A 15,816-nucleotide genomic window follows, 5' to 3' on the forward strand; every position below is an offset into this window, starting at 1 on the left:
AGACTAGGTAGCGACAAGAATAAAGTCAATAGGTGAGATTCATCTAAAAGTCTTAGCCGATAAAATAACCCAGCAAAAATGTCTTATTAGCTTGCCGTAATCTTGAATAGGTTGATTCTACTTCCCTTATTGACTTTGGATTTCCCCCTGCTTCGCCTCAAGCCAACCACCGACGGCTTGTATGGGCTCTTCATTTAGCGTTAACCACACCACCCAAGCTAAATGAGGTGCCTTCTTCGCCGTAGCCGGAATGCTATTGAGATATTGCTCAAAATACAGTGCTGAATCTGATGCAACAAACTCCGTCGCACGGACACTCACAGGGATTGATTGCATGCTAAATACAACAAAGTCATGGGTTAACTGCTTATGGCGATTCTCACCGCGTTTAATTTCACTAGTTAACCCTGAGCCGACGAGTGCTAACTGTAAACGTGCTTGACTCAAATCTTTATGCTGCCCCCAAGGTTGCTGTGGCACAAAACTCGCCTCAAGCTGCTGGTTGGCGATACGCACTTTAAGCACACCCACCTCAGGTTGAGGCTCGGCAAAAATCTCGGTTAATTCACCCGAAAACCAGCCACGCCACTCCTTAGCATTAATCACAAACTGTGGCGTATACACTTGCCGTGTATGCTTTTGGTTTAAATGTTGATATTGGCGCTCACTAAATGCTTTTTGACCAAAAATATCCCGCCAACCAAGGTAATCCCAATAGGTCACATGAAAGGCTAGCGGAAAATATTTCTGCCATAAATCGGTCTGGTTAAACTGCTCAGATAACCAAGCTTCGGCGGGCGGACAACTACTGCATCCCTGTGAGGTGTAAAGTTCGATAATATAAGGACGGGTCACGGCACTCTGCGCTTGAAATGGGGCCAATGTCTGAGCAAATACAGGTTGCCACCACTGCAACCACAAAAGACCAACGAGTAAGATGCATTTCATATTCAATCCTCCTATCACTGAGTGATGAGACCTTGAATTGCACCTAAATCATTCAACTGAGAAAAAAGATGATGTCTGACTATAAAATGATCCCCTGTGCCCATTATGACTACCTTGAGCTGGCTTGCCTTCGGAGCTATTGGCTCAAGATTGAGTTACAGGACGGCAGCCAGTGCCAAGCACGGGCAATTACGACTCAGACCCATGCCGATAAGACTGAATGGCTGGTCGTTGAACATCAAGCGGGCCAGCAAACACTGCGGCTAGATAGCATTATCGCCATCACGCCCACGGATCCCGCTGCTAGTTTTGGCCGTGTTATGATTGCGAGCCAATAACAAAGGAGCAAAAATAAATGGCAAGGATGATTCTGCTGTTGGAATTAGGCGATTGGACTGGTGGTCACCATGGCCAATATCCCTACTTGGTGGAGTTTGATAGCAAGCGACTCGATTCCCCCTTTGACGTTAGCGAAGGTTGGGGGCACGGATTAGGCGGCAGCCGTTATTCGTTGGCACGGTTTATTGAAACTGAACATTATACTCAACTCAAGCTCCACGCATCTTGGGCTGCGGCCATCATAGCGCAAGATTTACCAACACTGAATATTGAAGCCATCTCCCAAGGGTTGCAGGCACATTATGCCTCGCACAGCCCAAATATTCCGGCAAATCTGGCTCGCTATTTCTAACTGAAGATCTTGTTTTAATTGAAAATCGCGTTGTTGCGACGGATATGACACCAGAATCTCTGGCAGCAATTACCTGATGACGAATAAAGCCAAGTATTAACTTGGCTTTACGACTGACTTAGCTGTCGATCGCGGTTTACGCCTTGGCTACAGCTGCAATCACAGAGACTTCAACCAAATATTCGGGCTCGGCAATCGCCGCCTGTACACAGGCACGGGCTGGTGCATGACCTTGTGGTACCCAAGCGTCCCAAACGGCATTCATGGCATCGTAGTCATTCATATCCTTTAGATAGATAGTGGCTGACAACAAGTGCTCACGGGAACTGCCCGCCTGCGCTAACAGGGTATCAACTTCCTCTAGCATAGTCGTCGTTTGTTCGGTGATGTTTTGATACTTATCCTTCGCCACTTGGCCACATAAGTACACTGTGCCTTGGTGGATCACTATGCTGCTCATACGTGTACCAACATCTAAACGGGTAATGCTCATAGGGATAATCTCTTAAATCAGATAGTTAATTCTGTGACCATTTTACCCCGAAAGGCTCAGTTTGTCTGCGAACGAGCGCCCACCCAGGGTGGATAAAAGCGCGTCATTAGCATGAGCAAACCTAGCGCCGTAAATATCACGCCACACCATACAAACACTGTTGCCACAGATAAATTGACTAACTGAAATCCCACTAATGCCGCAACAGCAGCAATTAATGCGAAGGGCAGTTGAGTCACCACATGGTCATGGGGTAAACAGCCTGAGCTCGTCGCGCTCAGCACGCTGGTATCGGAAATTGGCGAGCAGTGATCGCCAAACACCGAGCCTGCCATCACCGCACTTAATACCGGTAACAGCAAGCTGGCATCCATGTTATGGGCGATTTCTCCGCCGATGGGGATCATAATCGCAAAGGTTCCCCAGCTTGAACCTGTGGCAAAGGCCATGATAGCGCAAAGCAGGAACATCCCCGCCACCAGCAAACTGGGGGATAAATACCATTTTGCCCAATCGGCCAATAAACTCGCTACGCCCAGATCTTGGATTACAGCACCTATCATCCAAGTGCAGAGTAAAATCGCGATAGCAAAGGCGATCATCCGAACCCCATGGGCTAAATCGCCCAGCAGTTTCCCAATGCTTCGGCCCGACAGCAGCAACAACACTAGAGTCACTAACGTCGATAACAAACACGCATCACGCATCGCAGCACCAATATCAGCGCTGGCTAACCAGGCCGAAATATCCCATGACGGCACCTGCTGCGCGCCAGACCAGAGAGTTAAACCGACAGAGGCGCACAGTAAGGTCAGCATCGGAATGGACAACAGCCAAGGATTCCCTTGGGTGCTAGGCGATACAATTTCAACATGATCAGTATCCAGCGGCTCAGCTCCCAACGCAGCCCTCTCCATAGGATTAAATCCGACCCCAAACCAGGCCACAATCAACGACAAACCTAAAGTCGTAATCGCATAAAAATTGGATAAGGCCACCTCGATAAAGGCTTCAAGGGCTGAAACGGGTAAAAAGCTGAGTCCCGCCAGTAGCGCCATCACATAGGGCCCCCAGCTAGAAAAAGGCAAGAGAGAACAAAGCGGCGACGCATTAGAGTCAACCAAATAAGCCAGTTGCGTCTGACGGATACCATAACGCTGGCTCAACGGTTGGCACACATGGCCCACGGCAAGACAGCTAAAAATACCATCAATAAACACTAACCAACCCAGCAATACGACACCAATACGCGCTTGTCGGCCCGTACGAATACGCTGATATAACCAATCACCGAACTGCCCTACCGCACCACTTCGGGCAAGTAGCTGTGTCATGCTACCCAGTAATAACATGGCCATTAGCACGTTTAAATGCCACCATTGCCATGCATCTTGGCTATAAAACTGCTTAACGCCTATCTCCACAAGATAACTTAAGCTTTGCAGTATATTGAAGTGGGCAATAATCAAGGCGCCCGAGAGGATACCAACACCTAGGGCAACTAAGGTACGTCGCAACCATAGGGCTAACACTAAGGTTAATAACAGGGGAATTATGGCGAGCAGGCTTGATGTCATGGGCCATTCCGATAATAAATAAAACCAAGAATACTAACGAGTTAATAACAAATGCAAAAAAACTTAAATTAGCACTCCGTTATCGGGCATTTTTTAGCCAAACGGCAAAGACTGCTATTCCTTATGCTCTTGGCACTGCTAGAATCACAGTCCCATCCAGAAACTATAGGACTCTCCAGATGAGCCTTGAATTACTGTCCAAACTGGAAACCAAGATCCAGGCTACACTCGAAACTATCGAGCTTCTAAAAATGGAGCTAGAGGAAGAGAAGCAAAAGACGTCAACCTTGAGTGAGCAAAACCAACAATTAAGTGAGCAAAACCAACAATTGCAGCAAGAACTGAGTTCTTGGAACGAGAAAGTTACCGGACTTGTTGGCTTGCTCAATAGTGAAATCTAAGCTGTTTTAGTTTGATGATTCTGCGCTTCAATCAATTCGTTCAGCTCTAAGATAGCCTGCTTTACTTTTGGCAGGCTTTTTCTCGGTAATAAAAATCTTCCTTTTTCAAATTCCAATCGACCTAAGTCTTTTACCCATATCACACCAGTGAGAAAAATACGCGCATGCTTAACAATAAGCTTAGGTGCGTAGACAGGGAAAACTCTCATATAACCCCCTACAGGCATTTTTGTTGTTATTGACCACAGTCATTTGACAGAAAGATGTCCAATTGAGTTTCATCGATAAAGAATTATTTTCAAAACTTACAATAAATACAAAATAACAAATTGATTTAATTTATAAAAATAAAGCAATGATAAACACAAACCCAAGTGTCAACATTTTGACTATTGACATTATTTTGACGCTTATCTAAAATCATCCGTGTTACTCAGGGTAAAAATGAGCCATATGGCTCAAGTCCGTACTCTCCATTATCGGAAGTACGGTTTTTTTTGCCTAAATCCTAATACGCATTCTCCGCAAAACTGGTTCAACGTATTCTGGACAATTTGATGCGGCCAATAAAAAAGGAGCGCTCGGCTCCTTTTTTATTATTTTTTCATTATCAATGAGTTAGATTGCAATCAGATGACTAAATCACCGCAATCCTAAGATAATCACTTCCTCGCTAAGTAATAAGCAATGTCTAATAGCTCGTCATAGGACTTAATCGCACCCGTTTCAACACGGTATTTGCCATTCACCACTATCGCAGGCACGCCAGAAAGTTTCGCGTTTTCAGTATCGCGCTTCATTTTCGCCATTTGGGCTTTGACCATAAATGAATCTGCTGCGGCATCAAAAGCTTTACCATCAACGCCATTAGCCACAAATAAGGCACGCACATCGTCACGGCTAGTAAAGTGTTGTTTCTTGTCATGGATGGCAGCAAATAAAGCCGCATCGATTTTTTCATCGACATTGAGTTGATGAGCAACCGCAAAAGCGCGTGACATCTCTACGCCCATTTCTTTGCCGATAAAATCAACGTGGGCTTGGTTAAATTCAACACCTGCTGGCTTTTCAGCCAAAATTTTAGGCACAACCGTTTTCGAAAAGTTGTAGCAATGTGGGCAATAGAAAGAGAAAAACTCGGTGATTTCAGGTTTAGCTGTCGCGGGACCATCATTAATCACAGTGTAATGTACGCCTTCTTTGTATTCCGCTGCCGAAACCGCGAATGGAGCCAATAACAGCGCTGCCGCCATAAGTAATGCTTTTTTCATGAATTTTCCTTAAATCAATTATCTAAAATAGCTGGAGCCTAACATATTTCATTTTTTGAGTGTAACTCAAGCTGAGAGTTCAATCCGTTAGGCAAGAGAGCCACGTAAATCCCACCCTGTTCACACATTTAATAAGGGATCAAACTTAGCGGTGGTTCATTAAGTGCCGCGAGTTGCTCCTTAAATGCCAAAATCTGCTGCTCCCAATACTTTTCATCCCCAAACCATGGGAAATGCATAGGGAAAGCCGGATCTTGCCAACGCCTGCCAATCCAAGCGTTATAGTGCACCATCCGTAATGCGCGTAGGGGTTCAATCAACGCCAGTTGCCGCGTATCGAATTCACAAAATTCCTCATAGGCTTCGAGCAATACCTCGAGTTGCAGTTGCTGCTGCGCCCTATCCCCCGTTAGCATCATCCATAAATCTTGAATGGCAGGTCCCATGCGGGCATCGTCTAAATCCACAAAACCCGGCCCATCGGGTGTCCAAAGAATATTCCCTGGGTGTAGATCGCCATGCAAGCGAATCGGTTTGAAACATTGCTGCGACCAAACGGTGTTGACCTTCGCCAGCACTTGTTCGACCACAGTGAAAAAGGCGACCCGTAGAGAAGTCGGCACTAATTCTGATTGTTTCAACCACGCCAAAGGCTCATCGCCTAAGATTTGCGGATTGAGCGGTTCGCGGGCATGAAAAACCGACTGCGCGCCGTACTGATGTATACGACCGATAAAACGGCCAACAAATTCCAACTGTTCTAAATTATCGACCTCAAAGGCTCGACCACCGATGGAAGGAAACAGTGCAAACCGAAAACCTTGGAAATGGTGCAAGGTACGCCCTTGCACTAAGGCTGGCACCGCCATCGGGATTTCCTGCTCGGCAAGCGCGAGGGCAAAATCGTGCTCCTCCTGAATTTGCGCATCGGTCCAGCGATTTGGACGATAAAACTTCACTACATAGCGCCGCCCTTCATCACTGCGAAATTGATACACGCGGTTTTCGTAGCTATTGAGTGCAAGCAGACCCGTTTCAGGGTAAATGCCAAGACTTTCGATAGCATCTAAAATCAAATCCGGTGTTAGAGCTTGAAAAGCAAAGGCCGCCCCCGAATCAGCATTATCGATGGCACTTTGGTGTTGATTTAACGTATCTAGGCTCATTGGAACTCTCTCATTAAATGGTGGCGCGCTCATAAGTGGCGGCTTAACAGCGTGGCAAGGTATTCTAGCACCTCAACATCAGCCTCACGCTCCACACTCAGCCAACAGATATTGCCGTAAAACTCATAATTGAGCCAAAGTGGTGTACCTTCAAACTCCAATAACCATTGATGACGATCGGCTCCCCATTGACGCTCGCGCACGCGGCAATCTAAGGCCTGGGCTAACGGCTCGGCAAAGGTTTCGAAATGATCAAAATCGATATCACCGCTCACACTTAAGCTTAACGCGGCTCTATCTAACTGAATGGCGTTTAATTTCATCTTTACTTCCATCAACTACTGCACGACATAATCAGCCCTTGCCCCCAATCCGGAGGACGCTTGGCCAGATCGTCATGCTCAGCTTGCTCGCTAAACGGTTGACGCAACACTTGGTGCAAACGCTGTAGCGGCGCAAGATCCCCTTCTTCAACGGCGATAATCGCTTCTTGGGCCAAATAGTTGCGCAAAATATACTTGGGATTGATGTTATTACGCGCCTGCTGCCACGCCTCAACATCAGTAACCTTACCAAGCCGCACCTGATATGCCTGATACCAAGTATCGAACTCGTTGAGATCAATAAAATCATCCCGCAAAGGCGTGTGCACACTGCTAGGATCAAGCTGACCAAATCGACGCCAAGTGTTGCTGTAATCCAGCTGATTTTTCTCCATCAACACGGTAAAGCGGCCAATGAGTTCTAAGTCCTGTTGATCCTGCTCGGCTGTCGAATCCGCTCGCTCAGCGAGTCCTAACTTAGCGCGCATCAGCATCAAATAATGCTGCACTAGAGCATGTTGATATTGATTCAAAGCGGCAATTAAATCATCTGACGGGATAACAGGCGTCAACGCCTGCGCTAAACGTTGCAGGTTCCACAGCCCAATGCCGGGCTGCTGCCCAAAGGCATAACGCCCTTCAGGATCGGAATGATTACAAATAAAGTCTTCTTGGAAGGTATCGAGGAAGGCAAACGGGCCAAAATCGAAACTATCACCAAGAATCGACATATTATCGGTGTTCATCACCCCGTGGGCAAAACCGATAGCCTGCCAATGGGCGATCATCTTGGCGGTATCTTGCACCACCTGTAAAAACCAAGCTTTATAACCCGCCAGATCGCAGCTCAAATGCGGATAATGCTGCTTCAAGGTAAAGTTGAGCAATTGCGTCAGCTTATCGGCTTGACCACGCTCGCTATGGCAGAAAAATTCGAAATGACCGAAACGGATATGGCTGCGCGCCAAACGCACAGTAATGGCTGCGGTTTCTTGGCTCTCGCGCCAAACGGGCATATCAGAGCCGATCACCGCCAAGGCACGGGTCGTTGGCACACCTAAATGGTGCAATGCCTCAGAAACGAGAAACTCCCGCACCGCAGAGCGCATTACGGCTCTGCCATCACCATGACGAGAATAAGGGGTCGGTCCGCCGCCTTTGAGCGCCACATCCCATGCACCATTAGGGCCGATTGCTTCACCGAGAATAATCGAGCGCCCATCGCCTAATCTAGGGGTATAGCCACCAAACTGGTGCCCGCTATAAACCTGCGCATAATAGCTTGCACCTTCAACAGCCGCGTTACCCGATAAGCCCTGTAATAACCCATCTGTTGGCTGACTTAAGCCAATTAATGACGCGGCATCTTCACTCCAAGCGAGCCAATGGGGGTTACTAATGCCCTGCGGATAGACTTGGGAATAAAACTCAGGCAATTGGGTGAAAAAATCCTGTTTGAACTTCATCAATACATTCCCTATTGAGTGAGCTGCTTGCACACCAGCACGGACTTATCGTTCAACTCACACTGCTGGCCACATTGATATACGCCGGCGCCGCTGGCCTCGAAGCCACTCATACCTGACCCCGTTAAACGCTGTAATCCATGGGCTTTGCGCTGGCATTGTTCGAGAGTGTCGTAATAACCATTGATATCATCAGGTTGTAACGGCGTCGTTGGCAGCGAGATCGCCTTCGGATAATAAAATAGCGTCCATTCCGGGGTTTTAGTGCAACCTGTCAGCCCAAGGCCCAAGCTGGCAAATAAGACAACCAAGGGTAATTTCATTTTGACGATTTGATTCAATAAACTCGCAACACACTTCATAAAAATAGCTCATAAAAAAAGCGAACCTTAGTTCGCCTTTTGCGCGGTAAGTCTCCGGATTCTACACGGCTTTTAGCCGTTAAATAACCGCTTTTAGGTTATGGGCATTTGAGGCGCTAGAATTAACCAGTTTATGCCAGAGTCTTTAACCTTACGCCATGACAACAGAGTCATTCTTACTATCACTTTTATGCAGTTGCAGCTTTTGCCTGCGCCTTCTCAATACGGCTGATCCGGCCTTCGAATCCTGTGACAGTACCATCGGTTAAGCCAAGTGAGACAGCCTGCTGACATAACGCGATAGCTTCGTTAAAGGCTTGAGTATCATTTAATAATGTTGCAAGTTGCATAAAGCCTGTGGTTTTAAGCTCAACCTGTTTGGGCTTGGTGGCATTCGCTCGGTGGAATAATGCCAGATAAAGCTCACACAGTGCTGCACCATAGGCTAAATAGTCAGTCGATTTTCGCTGCTTATAACACTCTGCAATCACATCCTGTAACGCGTTATAGCGCGCAAGTTCGGTCTCTGCACTTTGATAACCTTCGAACGCACGCTGCAATGTCACATTCGCCCATGAGCCTGGTGTCGCAAGGCCTTCGGCCTCGGAGGATACAGGTTTGATTTCAGCCTCTTTCTCAATATTTGCGGAGGCGTCGGCCAAGATAATCACAGGGTCTTCATTGGGCACAGCGGGAATATCGACATCGATAATATCTTCACTTATTGCAACGATTTCGGCGCGGCTAGGCTGATGCACCTCTTCCCTCGGCATTAATTCAATCTCAGGCGCTTTCATAGTAGCAGAAGCGTCTTCAGGCGTATTATTTACTGGAGGAGTAACTTCGGGCGTAGATTCAGCCACTTCTGGGAAAGAATTAGTATCCTTTGTCATTTCAGTTGTTTTTTTTGCCATCATTGCCTCTTGCTCTTCCTTCGCCAAGCGCTGGGCACGACGAAATAAAAACACTCCGATAACGATCAGTATTAAAACGACAATGACCTTCATTCTTCTTCACCTTTTATGGCTGCTTCCTGTTAGAAGCTATTGCAGTTGGCTTGCCAGAACGACTCAGTGGTCTGCGACTGACAAGGAGTTTTGTCCAAAAGTTGAGCAGTGATTAACCGCTATTAAAGTCCATAGTGTCTGTGTAAATCAAGTATTTATGCCGTTTTATCCGATCTTGCACGCAAATCGATATAAGCAATTCGGCTAGACTGCTAAGGTTTATGACCGTTTGCAAAAAATTAAGGAAAGCCTAATGCAAAAAATTCTTATTGTTGCCCACGCGAGTCCATACGGCACAGAAAAACTGTTTAACAGCCTGCGCATTGCTTTAGCCCTCAAGGATCAAACCGAGCAAGATGTTGATCTCAAAATCTTTTTAATGTCAGATGCGGTATTTGGGGCACTCAAACAGCAGACAACGCCTGATTTAAGCTATAACTTGCAGCAAATGTTTGAGATCCTTAGTGCTCAGCAAGTCCCGATTTTACTGTGTAAAACCTGCGCTCAAGCGCGGGGAGTGAATACGGATATGCTGCTCGAAGGCGCTGAAATTGGCACCTTACAGGATCTCACCCGCTGGACTCTGGCCGCCGATAAGGTAATGCACATTTAAAGTCTTATTTTGTGCGCATCTTCATAAATTGACACTTACGTTTTGAACAAGCCAGTGCCGCTGCTTATGATGGGATTATCCGAGTAACAGACTAAGGTATTCCCATGGACTCAGCGGCCCTACTCACAGGCAAACTGCGCTACGAGCATCAAACCATTAGCGCGATGGCGAAGATCTATTGCAAAGCTAAGCACCAAGGCCAAACGGCATCCGGCCTGTGTGAAGAATGTTTAGCACTGCTAGAGTATGCAGCCGTTCGCCTCGACCGTTGTCCCTATGGGCAAGATAAGCCCACGTGCAATAAGTGCCCAGTGCATTGCTACAAGCCCGCCCAAAAGGCGCAGGTCAAAGAGATCATGATTTTCGCGGGGCCGAGAATGCTGTTACCGCATCCCATTCGTGCAATCAAACACTTACTGGCCGAGCGTCATCCCGTACCTGCGTCAGTCCCCGAAGCCGCATCTAATCGTCATCAACGCATCGCTATTTCACAGAAAAATACCTAGGAATGCTTTTTCGCCTCGAATTTCCCTGATATAACAGGTCGTCGAGGTGACAAAATGAACGAATTTAATACATTTTTTGCTCAAGCCTATTGGTGGTTATCCCTATTTGGTGGCTTACATTGCCTCGCGTTAGCTATTTATATTCGTTACTTTTATCATTCGGACAATAATCAAAAGCTATTGGCGGCTTTTCTAAGTCTCATCGCACTGTATTTTCTGACGGGAATGCTTAACCGTGATAACACGCCAATTCCTATCCACATATTATTTAATTTGCTTGCCCCGATTTATTTTTTACTCATGCCACTGCTTTACCTCTATTGCAAACGCAGTTTAGAGCAACATACTGAGCCAATTGGTTTTTCATGGCATTATTGGCCGGCGATTATCACACTACTGCTTGCAGTTATAGATATTACTTTGCGGCTCAACTTACATAAAAACGCCATTTGGTTTCAGGCTGAATTCTTTAATAATCCGCTGACGATCGATTTCAGCCACTGGAGTTTAGCAATGCCGTTGTTGCTGTTTACTCAAACAGCAGCCTATTTTGTCGCTCTGTGGCATCTACTTAAACAATATAAAGTCAGTCAACCGCCATTGAGCGATGCACCACAGGACACCTTGAAACTCATCCGTTTCCGCTGGTTATTTGGCCTAACCTTAGCGATGTTATTTAACTGGCTACTGCGTGTATTTGTGGTTGTACTGCCTTTTTATCTAGGCGACTCGCTTTCAGCCTTATCCCACGCCTTGCCCCGCTTAAGCTTACTATTAAGTTTCTACTTACTTGCCGCCTATGGTCTAAAGCAGATCACTCGCACAGCGTATTTGAAAGGCCATTTATCAGTGCCTAAACCCAAAGTTGAATCTTCATCTTCAGGAGTGCTCACCCCCGAGGAGCTTGAATTTATTCAGCAACTGCAGCAAGAATCGAACGATAGCAAGGAAAAATCGACTACCACGCCCAGTACACCTCAGAACTAAACCATCGCTTAGCAATCAAAACTGGCAGCATGTCTTATTGAAAAACTGAATCCGAGCTGACATTAACGCAGCTTTAGGCTGTCATTTGTGACAACAAAGGGTAGTCTGATGGAACCAAGACTTAAGGAGGAACGCCATGAAATCAATTTTATCTTTTGTTGTCGCATCGACCTGCTTGATTGCCAGCTTACTGACACCAGCTGCGCAAGCAGATGATAGTTACACTGAGGCTTTAAAAAATTTTCACCAAGCCAAGGAAACCCGCAAATTTTTTGATACCGCCTATGGCTACGCCCTCTTTCCAACAGTTGGCAAAGGTGGAATTGGTATTGGCGCCGCCTACGGCAAAGGTCGGGTTTTTCAAGCGGGACAATATATGGGAGACTCCAGCCTAACCCAGCTATCTATTGGATTTCAATTAGGTGGACAAGCCTATAGTGAAATCATCTTCTTTAAAGATGCCAAATCCTACAATGAGTTCACCAGTGGCAGTTTTGAGTTTGATGCCCAAGCCTCCGCCGTTGCCATTAATATGGGCGCTAACGCCAAAGCGGGCACCACAGGCAACTCGGCAGGTGCAGGTCAAGCCGGTGGTAATCAATCTGCTACCGCAGCCTATATCAATGGCATGGCAGTCTTTACCGTTGCCAAGGGTGGACTAATGTTTGAAGCCGCACTGGCGGGACAATCTTTTACCTTCGAGCCTAGGGCTAACTAAGATTACAAGACCGCTTCCAGAAAACCTCTGAACTCGAAAAGCTCAGAGGTTTTGTTTTAATTACGCTTTAACCTACTCATGTCCCCAAGGAACTGGCGGGAAAGGCTGCGGTTGGGTTAGATCAAAATCCACTTGAAAATGACGGGCTTCCCGAGTGAGTAAATAACTGAAGGTGTTTGGCGTAACTTCTATATGCCACACATTGGTGACAGACTGGGTTAGGCCATTTTGCATAAAGTTATCAATCGATGCCTGATCGATGGGAAATGATTGCTTTTGACTGGTTCCCATACTGGCGGTATCGCCACCATACATAGTGACTTTATCTTCAGTCCCATCTTGATGGCGGTGATCGTGCTTTAGCCTTAACCCCTGTTCCGTTTTAGTGATCACCCAAGTACGGGAGTGGTCGTCTCCCACATGGAATGGGATTTTCAGCTCAGTATCGCTGCATTCGCGCACATGCATCACCAGCGCTTTATCACGAAAAGCCGCATCGGCGCTGTCCTTTGAGACGACTTTACCCGCAAACGCTTTACCGCAATGGGCGGCTAATTGATTGAAGAAAGTCTCTTGTTCTATGGCAAGTGCAGGTTTGGGAGTCGCATTGGCAAATACTGGCGTTGCCATCCATAGGCCGACAATTCCAAGACGTGCTAAGGTGATAGTTTGCATTATGTTTTCCATGGGAAATTCAATGCAAAACACGCTAACACAGGGGAATAAATTTAAACTTAATTCCCCTGTACTTGTGAAGGATTACCAACCGATGTAAAGACGAGAACGGTTACCTAAACGTTTTTTGATAAAGCGTGCCGTGATAATACTACCCACCATCAGGAAGAGAAAAATCGCGGCCGAGAACAGAATACTCGTGATAGCAGACCCAGGCGGAAAACGGAAACGGAATATCGTTGCAGTGGTATTAAACAACATATCGAACAGCGGATGGATAAAGAAAATCGCAAAACTCATTTCGGCGATTTCGATAAGCCAAGGTAAGCGACTACGTTTTGACAGCCAATCACAGAAGTTAAGCACCAACACACACAGGCTCAGTTTTTGGATAAACTGCCAGTCGATGCCGTTATATTCAAACGGCGCTTTATGGTAGTTACCAATGTGCTGCACTATGTAACTCTGTTCAACCAAACTCACAACAAGGAAAATCCCTGCTAATGCACTCAAAATCGAGCCATAGCGCATCACAATATGTTCATCTTGGGAATATAAAATACCAATCAAATAGAAAGGCATAAAATAAACGACTGAATGAATAAAGTTAACGTTGCCTATGGGTCTGTGGAGCAAAATGGCCACCACACAACTCAGTACAAATAGCGTCCAACGCATTTGCTGTGAGCAGCGAATAAACCATAAAAATACTGGCGACAATAAAAACACTGCCATGATAAAAGGGATATACCAATGCGGGTACAAGATGTAACCATTCCGTACGGTATAAAAAATACTGAGCAACAACTGTTCAAGTGGCTGATGCTCCATAAAAATCCAGCGCAAACTCAAGCAGAATAAGCCAACAGCAGAAACCACTAAGAAGGGATAAAGCACATTTTGCACTTTATTCTTCATGAACTTACCGTAATCGAAGTCCTTATAAAAAATCCGATGGAAAAAATAGCCAGAGATAAACACGAACAGCGCCGTGCCACCTCTGAGTAAATTTTCCAGCAATGACGGAAACCCTTCCCCAGAGTTGTAAATACTATGCCCAAGCACGATAAAAATAATCGCAATGCCGCGCATGTAGGTAAATTCGAGCTGATTTTTTCTCATATTAATTCATCGCACAGTAGAGGGTTCTTCCCTCAACAACACTTGCAGAAACCCTTATTGTTCCGTGGATTTCCGGCTCATTAAACACCAGATACTGACCTTCGCGTTGGAAGGTAAACCCCAAAGGTAACAGAGTTGCGGCTTCAATGCCCTCACAATAATTTTGCAAAGGCACATCCAACAAGGGGCTACCACTGACATTTAAGTTACTAAATTGCACACTCATCCCTAAATAAGCCTGAGTCATTTCCTCTTGATAAGGCACGACATAAAACCCGGAACGAACTTCCCCCACATCCATAAAACTACTGCTATCGCTCACGCTCGGCATGACCAATAGTGGCACCTTGGGGTCCTGCACATCTCGCAACAGCTGAGCCAATTTTTGGTCAGTCGACGGATAGTAAGCCAGCATATCTTGCAGACGTTTCTTCTGTGCACTATTTTGCCCAACCGGTGGAGTAATCGGCTTAATGCGACCCAGTAGTAAATCCACAGGCAACATGCCCGACATCACTGACTCTTTCCACACATAGCCATCTTGAGTGCTATCTAACAGTATTCCCGCAAGTGCGCCGATATTCTCAGCTTCGGCCGTCCAACCGCCAAGCATTTGCTGCTGTTGATAATAATCCTGCACATATTGCAGCAGTATCTGTTGATAACCGAGATAGGTTTGGTTTTGGCTCAGGAAGCGCGCGCCCGCAATCAACTCAACGTATTTTGCACTGCCTTCGACTAAATCACTCACATAACTGACTTTATCTTCGTTAGGCGCCGTTTGACGCCATGCCTGCAACCAGTAAGCAGCATGGCCTAAGTACAATGCTTGTTGCTCGGGCTGTTTTAAGGCTGACATGAGCGAGTTGAATAACTGAAGACGGTAATAGCGCGCATCAAAATTAAGCGGGTAGACCTCCCCTTCATAGCGGCGAGCGTCCTCTAATACACGCCACTCGGATTGAGCGTAAAAATGAAACGCCTCATGCACGCTATTGCCAGCCCAAATCACGAAAGGCAAATCGGCAGTTTTTGTCGTACTATCAAATTGAATCGTCGGCGACTCGAGCTGGATCAGCACACCAGCCAACCCTTGATACTGAGGAAAACCAAAATTAACTGATAGACCAGAGTGAAGGTTAACTGACTCTAACACACTGTTGTCTTTAATAATCTCACCACCGGGCTGACGTAACCAAACACTGCCCGCATAGCTGAAGAGGTGGACTTTATCGTCGAGACGAAATCCCGGCCACAGAGTTTCACTCTGACGACTAGTTTGAGCCATAAAATCGAGGTACAGACGAGCGAGTTGTTCTGGCGAGGCCTTATCGGCGAACACGGGAGTGGCGGCAGAGACTCCTATCAACCACAGGATCACCACCATAATATTTTTCATTTATTTGCCTAAACACACACAATGGGTTCACAAAACAGCGCTAGCATATAGCGCAATTGCGTAATAGTGAAACGTTTAACAGAAAATTTTT

At 46.3% G+C, this 15,816-nt stretch carries 20 protein-coding genes; 7 read left to right on the forward strand and 13 right to left on the reverse strand.

What is annotated here, in order from left to right; translation table 11 throughout:
- Positions 1–126: 126 nt before the first annotated feature.
- The gene (locus CEQ32_RS14350; protein WP_088586254.1) at positions 127–948 is read right to left on the reverse strand and encodes a DUF1223 domain-containing protein; all 822 of its coding nucleotides are present in this window, start codon (positions 946–948) and stop codon (positions 127–129) included.
- A 71-nt stretch (positions 949–1,019) separates the two neighbouring features.
- On the opposite strand from CEQ32_RS14350, the gene CEQ32_RS14355 reads away from it, so the two are divergent.
- Both CEQ32_RS14355 and CEQ32_RS14360 read left to right on the forward strand, forming a co-directional pair.
- Positions 1,020–1,286 (forward strand): Rho-binding antiterminator, encoded by a 267-nt coding sequence (locus tag CEQ32_RS14355; RefSeq protein ID WP_037413736.1) that lies wholly within the window; start codon positions 1,020–1,022, stop codon positions 1,284–1,286.
- Between the two features lie 17 nt (positions 1,287–1,303).
- Positions 1,304–1,639, forward strand: a complete 336-nt coding sequence (locus CEQ32_RS14360; RefSeq protein WP_088586255.1) for a hypothetical protein — start codon at positions 1,304–1,306, stop codon at positions 1,637–1,639.
- Between the two features lie 136 nt (positions 1,640–1,775).
- Here the strand turns inward: CEQ32_RS14360 and CEQ32_RS14365 are convergent, their stop codons facing one another.
- Both CEQ32_RS14365 and CEQ32_RS14370 read right to left on the reverse strand, forming a co-directional pair.
- Positions 1,776–2,132, reverse strand: coding sequence for a RidA family protein (locus CEQ32_RS14365; protein ID WP_037413739.1), 357 nt, complete (start codon positions 2,130–2,132; stop codon positions 1,776–1,778).
- A 56-nt stretch (positions 2,133–2,188) separates the two neighbouring features.
- Positions 2,189–3,709: a Na+/H+ antiporter NhaC family protein gene (locus tag CEQ32_RS14370; protein WP_047534212.1), complete on the reverse strand. Its 1,521-nt coding sequence runs from the start codon at positions 3,707–3,709 to the stop codon at positions 2,189–2,191.
- Between the two features lie 179 nt (positions 3,710–3,888).
- Between CEQ32_RS14370 and CEQ32_RS14375 the strand changes: the two genes are divergently transcribed.
- Positions 3,889–4,110, forward strand: coding sequence for a cell division protein ZapB (locus CEQ32_RS14375; protein ID WP_037413745.1), 222 nt, complete (start codon positions 3,889–3,891; stop codon positions 4,108–4,110).
- Here CEQ32_RS14375 and CEQ32_RS14380 read toward each other — a convergent pair.
- From CEQ32_RS14380 to CEQ32_RS14410, 7 genes are all read right to left on the reverse strand, one after another.
- A complete protein-coding gene (locus CEQ32_RS14380; protein ID WP_011070699.1) occupies positions 4,107–4,319 on the reverse strand; it encodes a DUF1107 domain-containing protein in 213 nt (70 codons plus the stop codon). The genes CEQ32_RS14375 and CEQ32_RS14380 overlap by 4 nt on opposite strands.
- A gap of 453 nt (positions 4,320–4,772) precedes the next feature.
- Positions 4,773–5,381, reverse strand: coding sequence for a thiol:disulfide interchange protein DsbA/DsbL (locus CEQ32_RS14385; RefSeq protein WP_088586256.1), 609 nt, complete (start codon positions 5,379–5,381; stop codon positions 4,773–4,775).
- Positions 5,382–5,509: 128 nt separating this feature from the next.
- Positions 5,510–6,547: a serine/threonine protein kinase gene (locus CEQ32_RS14390; protein ID WP_069453788.1), complete on the reverse strand. Its 1,038-nt coding sequence runs from the start codon at positions 6,545–6,547 to the stop codon at positions 5,510–5,512.
- A 29-nt stretch (positions 6,548–6,576) separates the two neighbouring features.
- The gene (locus CEQ32_RS14395; protein WP_088586257.1) at positions 6,577–6,870 is read right to left on the reverse strand and encodes a DUF3630 family protein; all 294 of its coding nucleotides are present in this window, start codon (positions 6,868–6,870) and stop codon (positions 6,577–6,579) included.
- An 11-nt stretch (positions 6,871–6,881) separates the two neighbouring features.
- Positions 6,882–8,336 carry a protein adenylyltransferase SelO gene (locus tag CEQ32_RS14400; protein WP_069453790.1) on the reverse strand — a complete coding sequence of 485 codons (1,455 nt, stop codon included), beginning with the start codon at positions 8,334–8,336 and terminating at the stop codon, positions 6,882–6,884.
- 11 nt (positions 8,337–8,347) lie between these two features.
- Complete coding sequence (locus tag CEQ32_RS14405) at positions 8,348–8,659, reverse strand: hypothetical protein (RefSeq protein ID WP_181159772.1); 312 nt, start codon at positions 8,657–8,659, stop codon at positions 8,348–8,350.
- Positions 8,660–8,886: 227 nt separating this feature from the next.
- Positions 8,887–9,705: a hypothetical protein gene (locus CEQ32_RS14410; RefSeq protein WP_037413755.1), complete on the reverse strand. Its 819-nt coding sequence runs from the start codon at positions 9,703–9,705 to the stop codon at positions 8,887–8,889.
- Positions 9,706–9,958: 253 nt separating this feature from the next.
- On the opposite strand from CEQ32_RS14410, the gene CEQ32_RS14415 reads away from it, so the two are divergent.
- The 4 genes from CEQ32_RS14415 to CEQ32_RS14430 all read left to right on the forward strand — a co-directional run bounded on the left by CEQ32_RS14415 (position 9,959) and on the right by CEQ32_RS14430 (position 12,529).
- Complete coding sequence (locus tag CEQ32_RS14415; RefSeq protein WP_037413757.1) at positions 9,959–10,318, forward strand: DsrE/DsrF/TusD sulfur relay family protein; 360 nt, start codon at positions 9,959–9,961, stop codon at positions 10,316–10,318.
- Positions 10,319–10,422: 104 nt separating this feature from the next.
- Entirely contained in the window at positions 10,423–10,824 is a 402-nt protein-coding gene (locus CEQ32_RS14420; protein WP_037413759.1) for a nitrous oxide-stimulated promoter family protein, read from the forward strand.
- Between the two features lie 54 nt (positions 10,825–10,878).
- Positions 10,879–11,811, forward strand: coding sequence for a hypothetical protein (locus CEQ32_RS14425; protein WP_088586259.1), 933 nt, complete (start codon positions 10,879–10,881; stop codon positions 11,809–11,811).
- A gap of 136 nt (positions 11,812–11,947) precedes the next feature.
- Positions 11,948–12,529 (forward strand): lipid-binding SYLF domain-containing protein, encoded by a 582-nt coding sequence (locus CEQ32_RS14430; protein WP_088586260.1) that lies wholly within the window; start codon positions 11,948–11,950, stop codon positions 12,527–12,529.
- A gap of 72 nt (positions 12,530–12,601) precedes the next feature.
- Here the strand turns inward: CEQ32_RS14430 and CEQ32_RS14435 are convergent, their stop codons facing one another.
- The 3 genes from CEQ32_RS14435 to CEQ32_RS14445 all read right to left on the reverse strand — a co-directional run bounded on the left by CEQ32_RS14435 (position 12,602) and on the right by CEQ32_RS14445 (position 15,725).
- A complete protein-coding gene (locus CEQ32_RS14435; protein ID WP_050991370.1) occupies positions 12,602–13,159 on the reverse strand; it encodes a hypothetical protein in 558 nt (185 codons plus the stop codon).
- A gap of 129 nt (positions 13,160–13,288) precedes the next feature.
- Entirely contained in the window at positions 13,289–14,326 is a 1,038-nt protein-coding gene (locus CEQ32_RS14440; protein WP_088586261.1) for an acyltransferase family protein, read from the reverse strand.
- 1 nt (position 14,327) lies between these two features.
- Positions 14,328–15,725 carry a hypothetical protein gene (locus CEQ32_RS14445; RefSeq protein WP_088586262.1) on the reverse strand — a complete coding sequence of 466 codons (1,398 nt, stop codon included), beginning with the start codon at positions 15,723–15,725 and terminating at the stop codon, positions 14,328–14,330.
- Between the last annotated feature and the right edge of the window lie 91 nt (positions 15,726–15,816).

The organism is Shewanella sp. FDAARGOS_354 (genome assembly GCF_002209245.2).
GTDB lineage: Bacteria > Pseudomonadota > Gammaproteobacteria > Enterobacterales > Shewanellaceae > Shewanella > Shewanella xiamenensis.

Bases quoted from the DNA above. Each gene is read 5' to 3' on its own strand.
- CEQ32_RS14440 (WP_088586261.1), bottom strand. From the start codon at position 14,326: ATGAGAAAAAATCAGCTCGAATTTACCTACATGCGCGGCATTGCGATT.
- CEQ32_RS14425 (WP_088586259.1), top strand. From the start codon at position 10,879: ATGAACGAATTTAATACATTTTTTGCTCAAGCCTATTGGTGGTTATCC.
- CEQ32_RS14350 (WP_088586254.1), bottom strand. From the start codon at position 948: ATGAAATGCATCTTACTCGTTGGTCTTTTGTGGTTGCAGTGGTGGCAA.
- CEQ32_RS14365 (WP_037413739.1), bottom strand. From the start codon at position 2,132: ATGAGCATTACCCGTTTAGATGTTGGTACACGTATGAGCAGCATAGTG.
- CEQ32_RS14405 (WP_181159772.1), bottom strand. From the start codon at position 8,659: ATGAAATTACCCTTGGTTGTCTTATTTGCCAGCTTGGGCCTTGGGCTG.
- CEQ32_RS14370 (WP_047534212.1), bottom strand. From the start codon at position 3,709: ATGACATCAAGCCTGCTCGCCATAATTCCCCTGTTATTAACCTTAGTG.
- CEQ32_RS14380 (WP_011070699.1), bottom strand. From the start codon at position 4,319: ATGAGAGTTTTCCCTGTCTACGCACCTAAGCTTATTGTTAAGCATGCG.
- CEQ32_RS14445 (WP_088586262.1), bottom strand. From the start codon at position 15,725: ATGAAAAATATTATGGTGGTGATCCTGTGGTTGATAGGAGTCTCTGCC.
- CEQ32_RS14385 (WP_088586256.1), bottom strand. From the start codon at position 5,381: ATGAAAAAAGCATTACTTATGGCGGCAGCGCTGTTATTGGCTCCATTC.
- CEQ32_RS14375 (WP_037413745.1), top strand. From the start codon at position 3,889: ATGAGCCTTGAATTACTGTCCAAACTGGAAACCAAGATCCAGGCTACA.
- CEQ32_RS14360 (WP_088586255.1), top strand. From the start codon at position 1,304: ATGGCAAGGATGATTCTGCTGTTGGAATTAGGCGATTGGACTGGTGGT.
- CEQ32_RS14395 (WP_088586257.1), bottom strand. From the start codon at position 6,870: ATGAAATTAAACGCCATTCAGTTAGATAGAGCCGCGTTAAGCTTAAGT.
- CEQ32_RS14410 (WP_037413755.1), bottom strand. From the start codon at position 9,705: ATGAAGGTCATTGTCGTTTTAATACTGATCGTTATCGGAGTGTTTTTA.
- CEQ32_RS14415 (WP_037413757.1), top strand. From the start codon at position 9,959: ATGCAAAAAATTCTTATTGTTGCCCACGCGAGTCCATACGGCACAGAA.
- CEQ32_RS14400 (WP_069453790.1), bottom strand. From the start codon at position 8,336: ATGAAGTTCAAACAGGATTTTTTCACCCAATTGCCTGAGTTTTATTCC.
- CEQ32_RS14355 (WP_037413736.1), top strand. From the start codon at position 1,020: ATGTCTGACTATAAAATGATCCCCTGTGCCCATTATGACTACCTTGAG.
- CEQ32_RS14435 (WP_050991370.1), bottom strand. From the start codon at position 13,159: ATGGCAACGCCAGTATTTGCCAATGCGACTCCCAAACCTGCACTTGCC.
- CEQ32_RS14390 (WP_069453788.1), bottom strand. From the start codon at position 6,547: ATGAGCCTAGATACGTTAAATCAACACCAAAGTGCCATCGATAATGCT.
- CEQ32_RS14420 (WP_037413759.1), top strand. From the start codon at position 10,423: ATGGACTCAGCGGCCCTACTCACAGGCAAACTGCGCTACGAGCATCAA.
- CEQ32_RS14430 (WP_088586260.1), top strand. From the start codon at position 11,948: ATGAAATCAATTTTATCTTTTGTTGTCGCATCGACCTGCTTGATTGCC.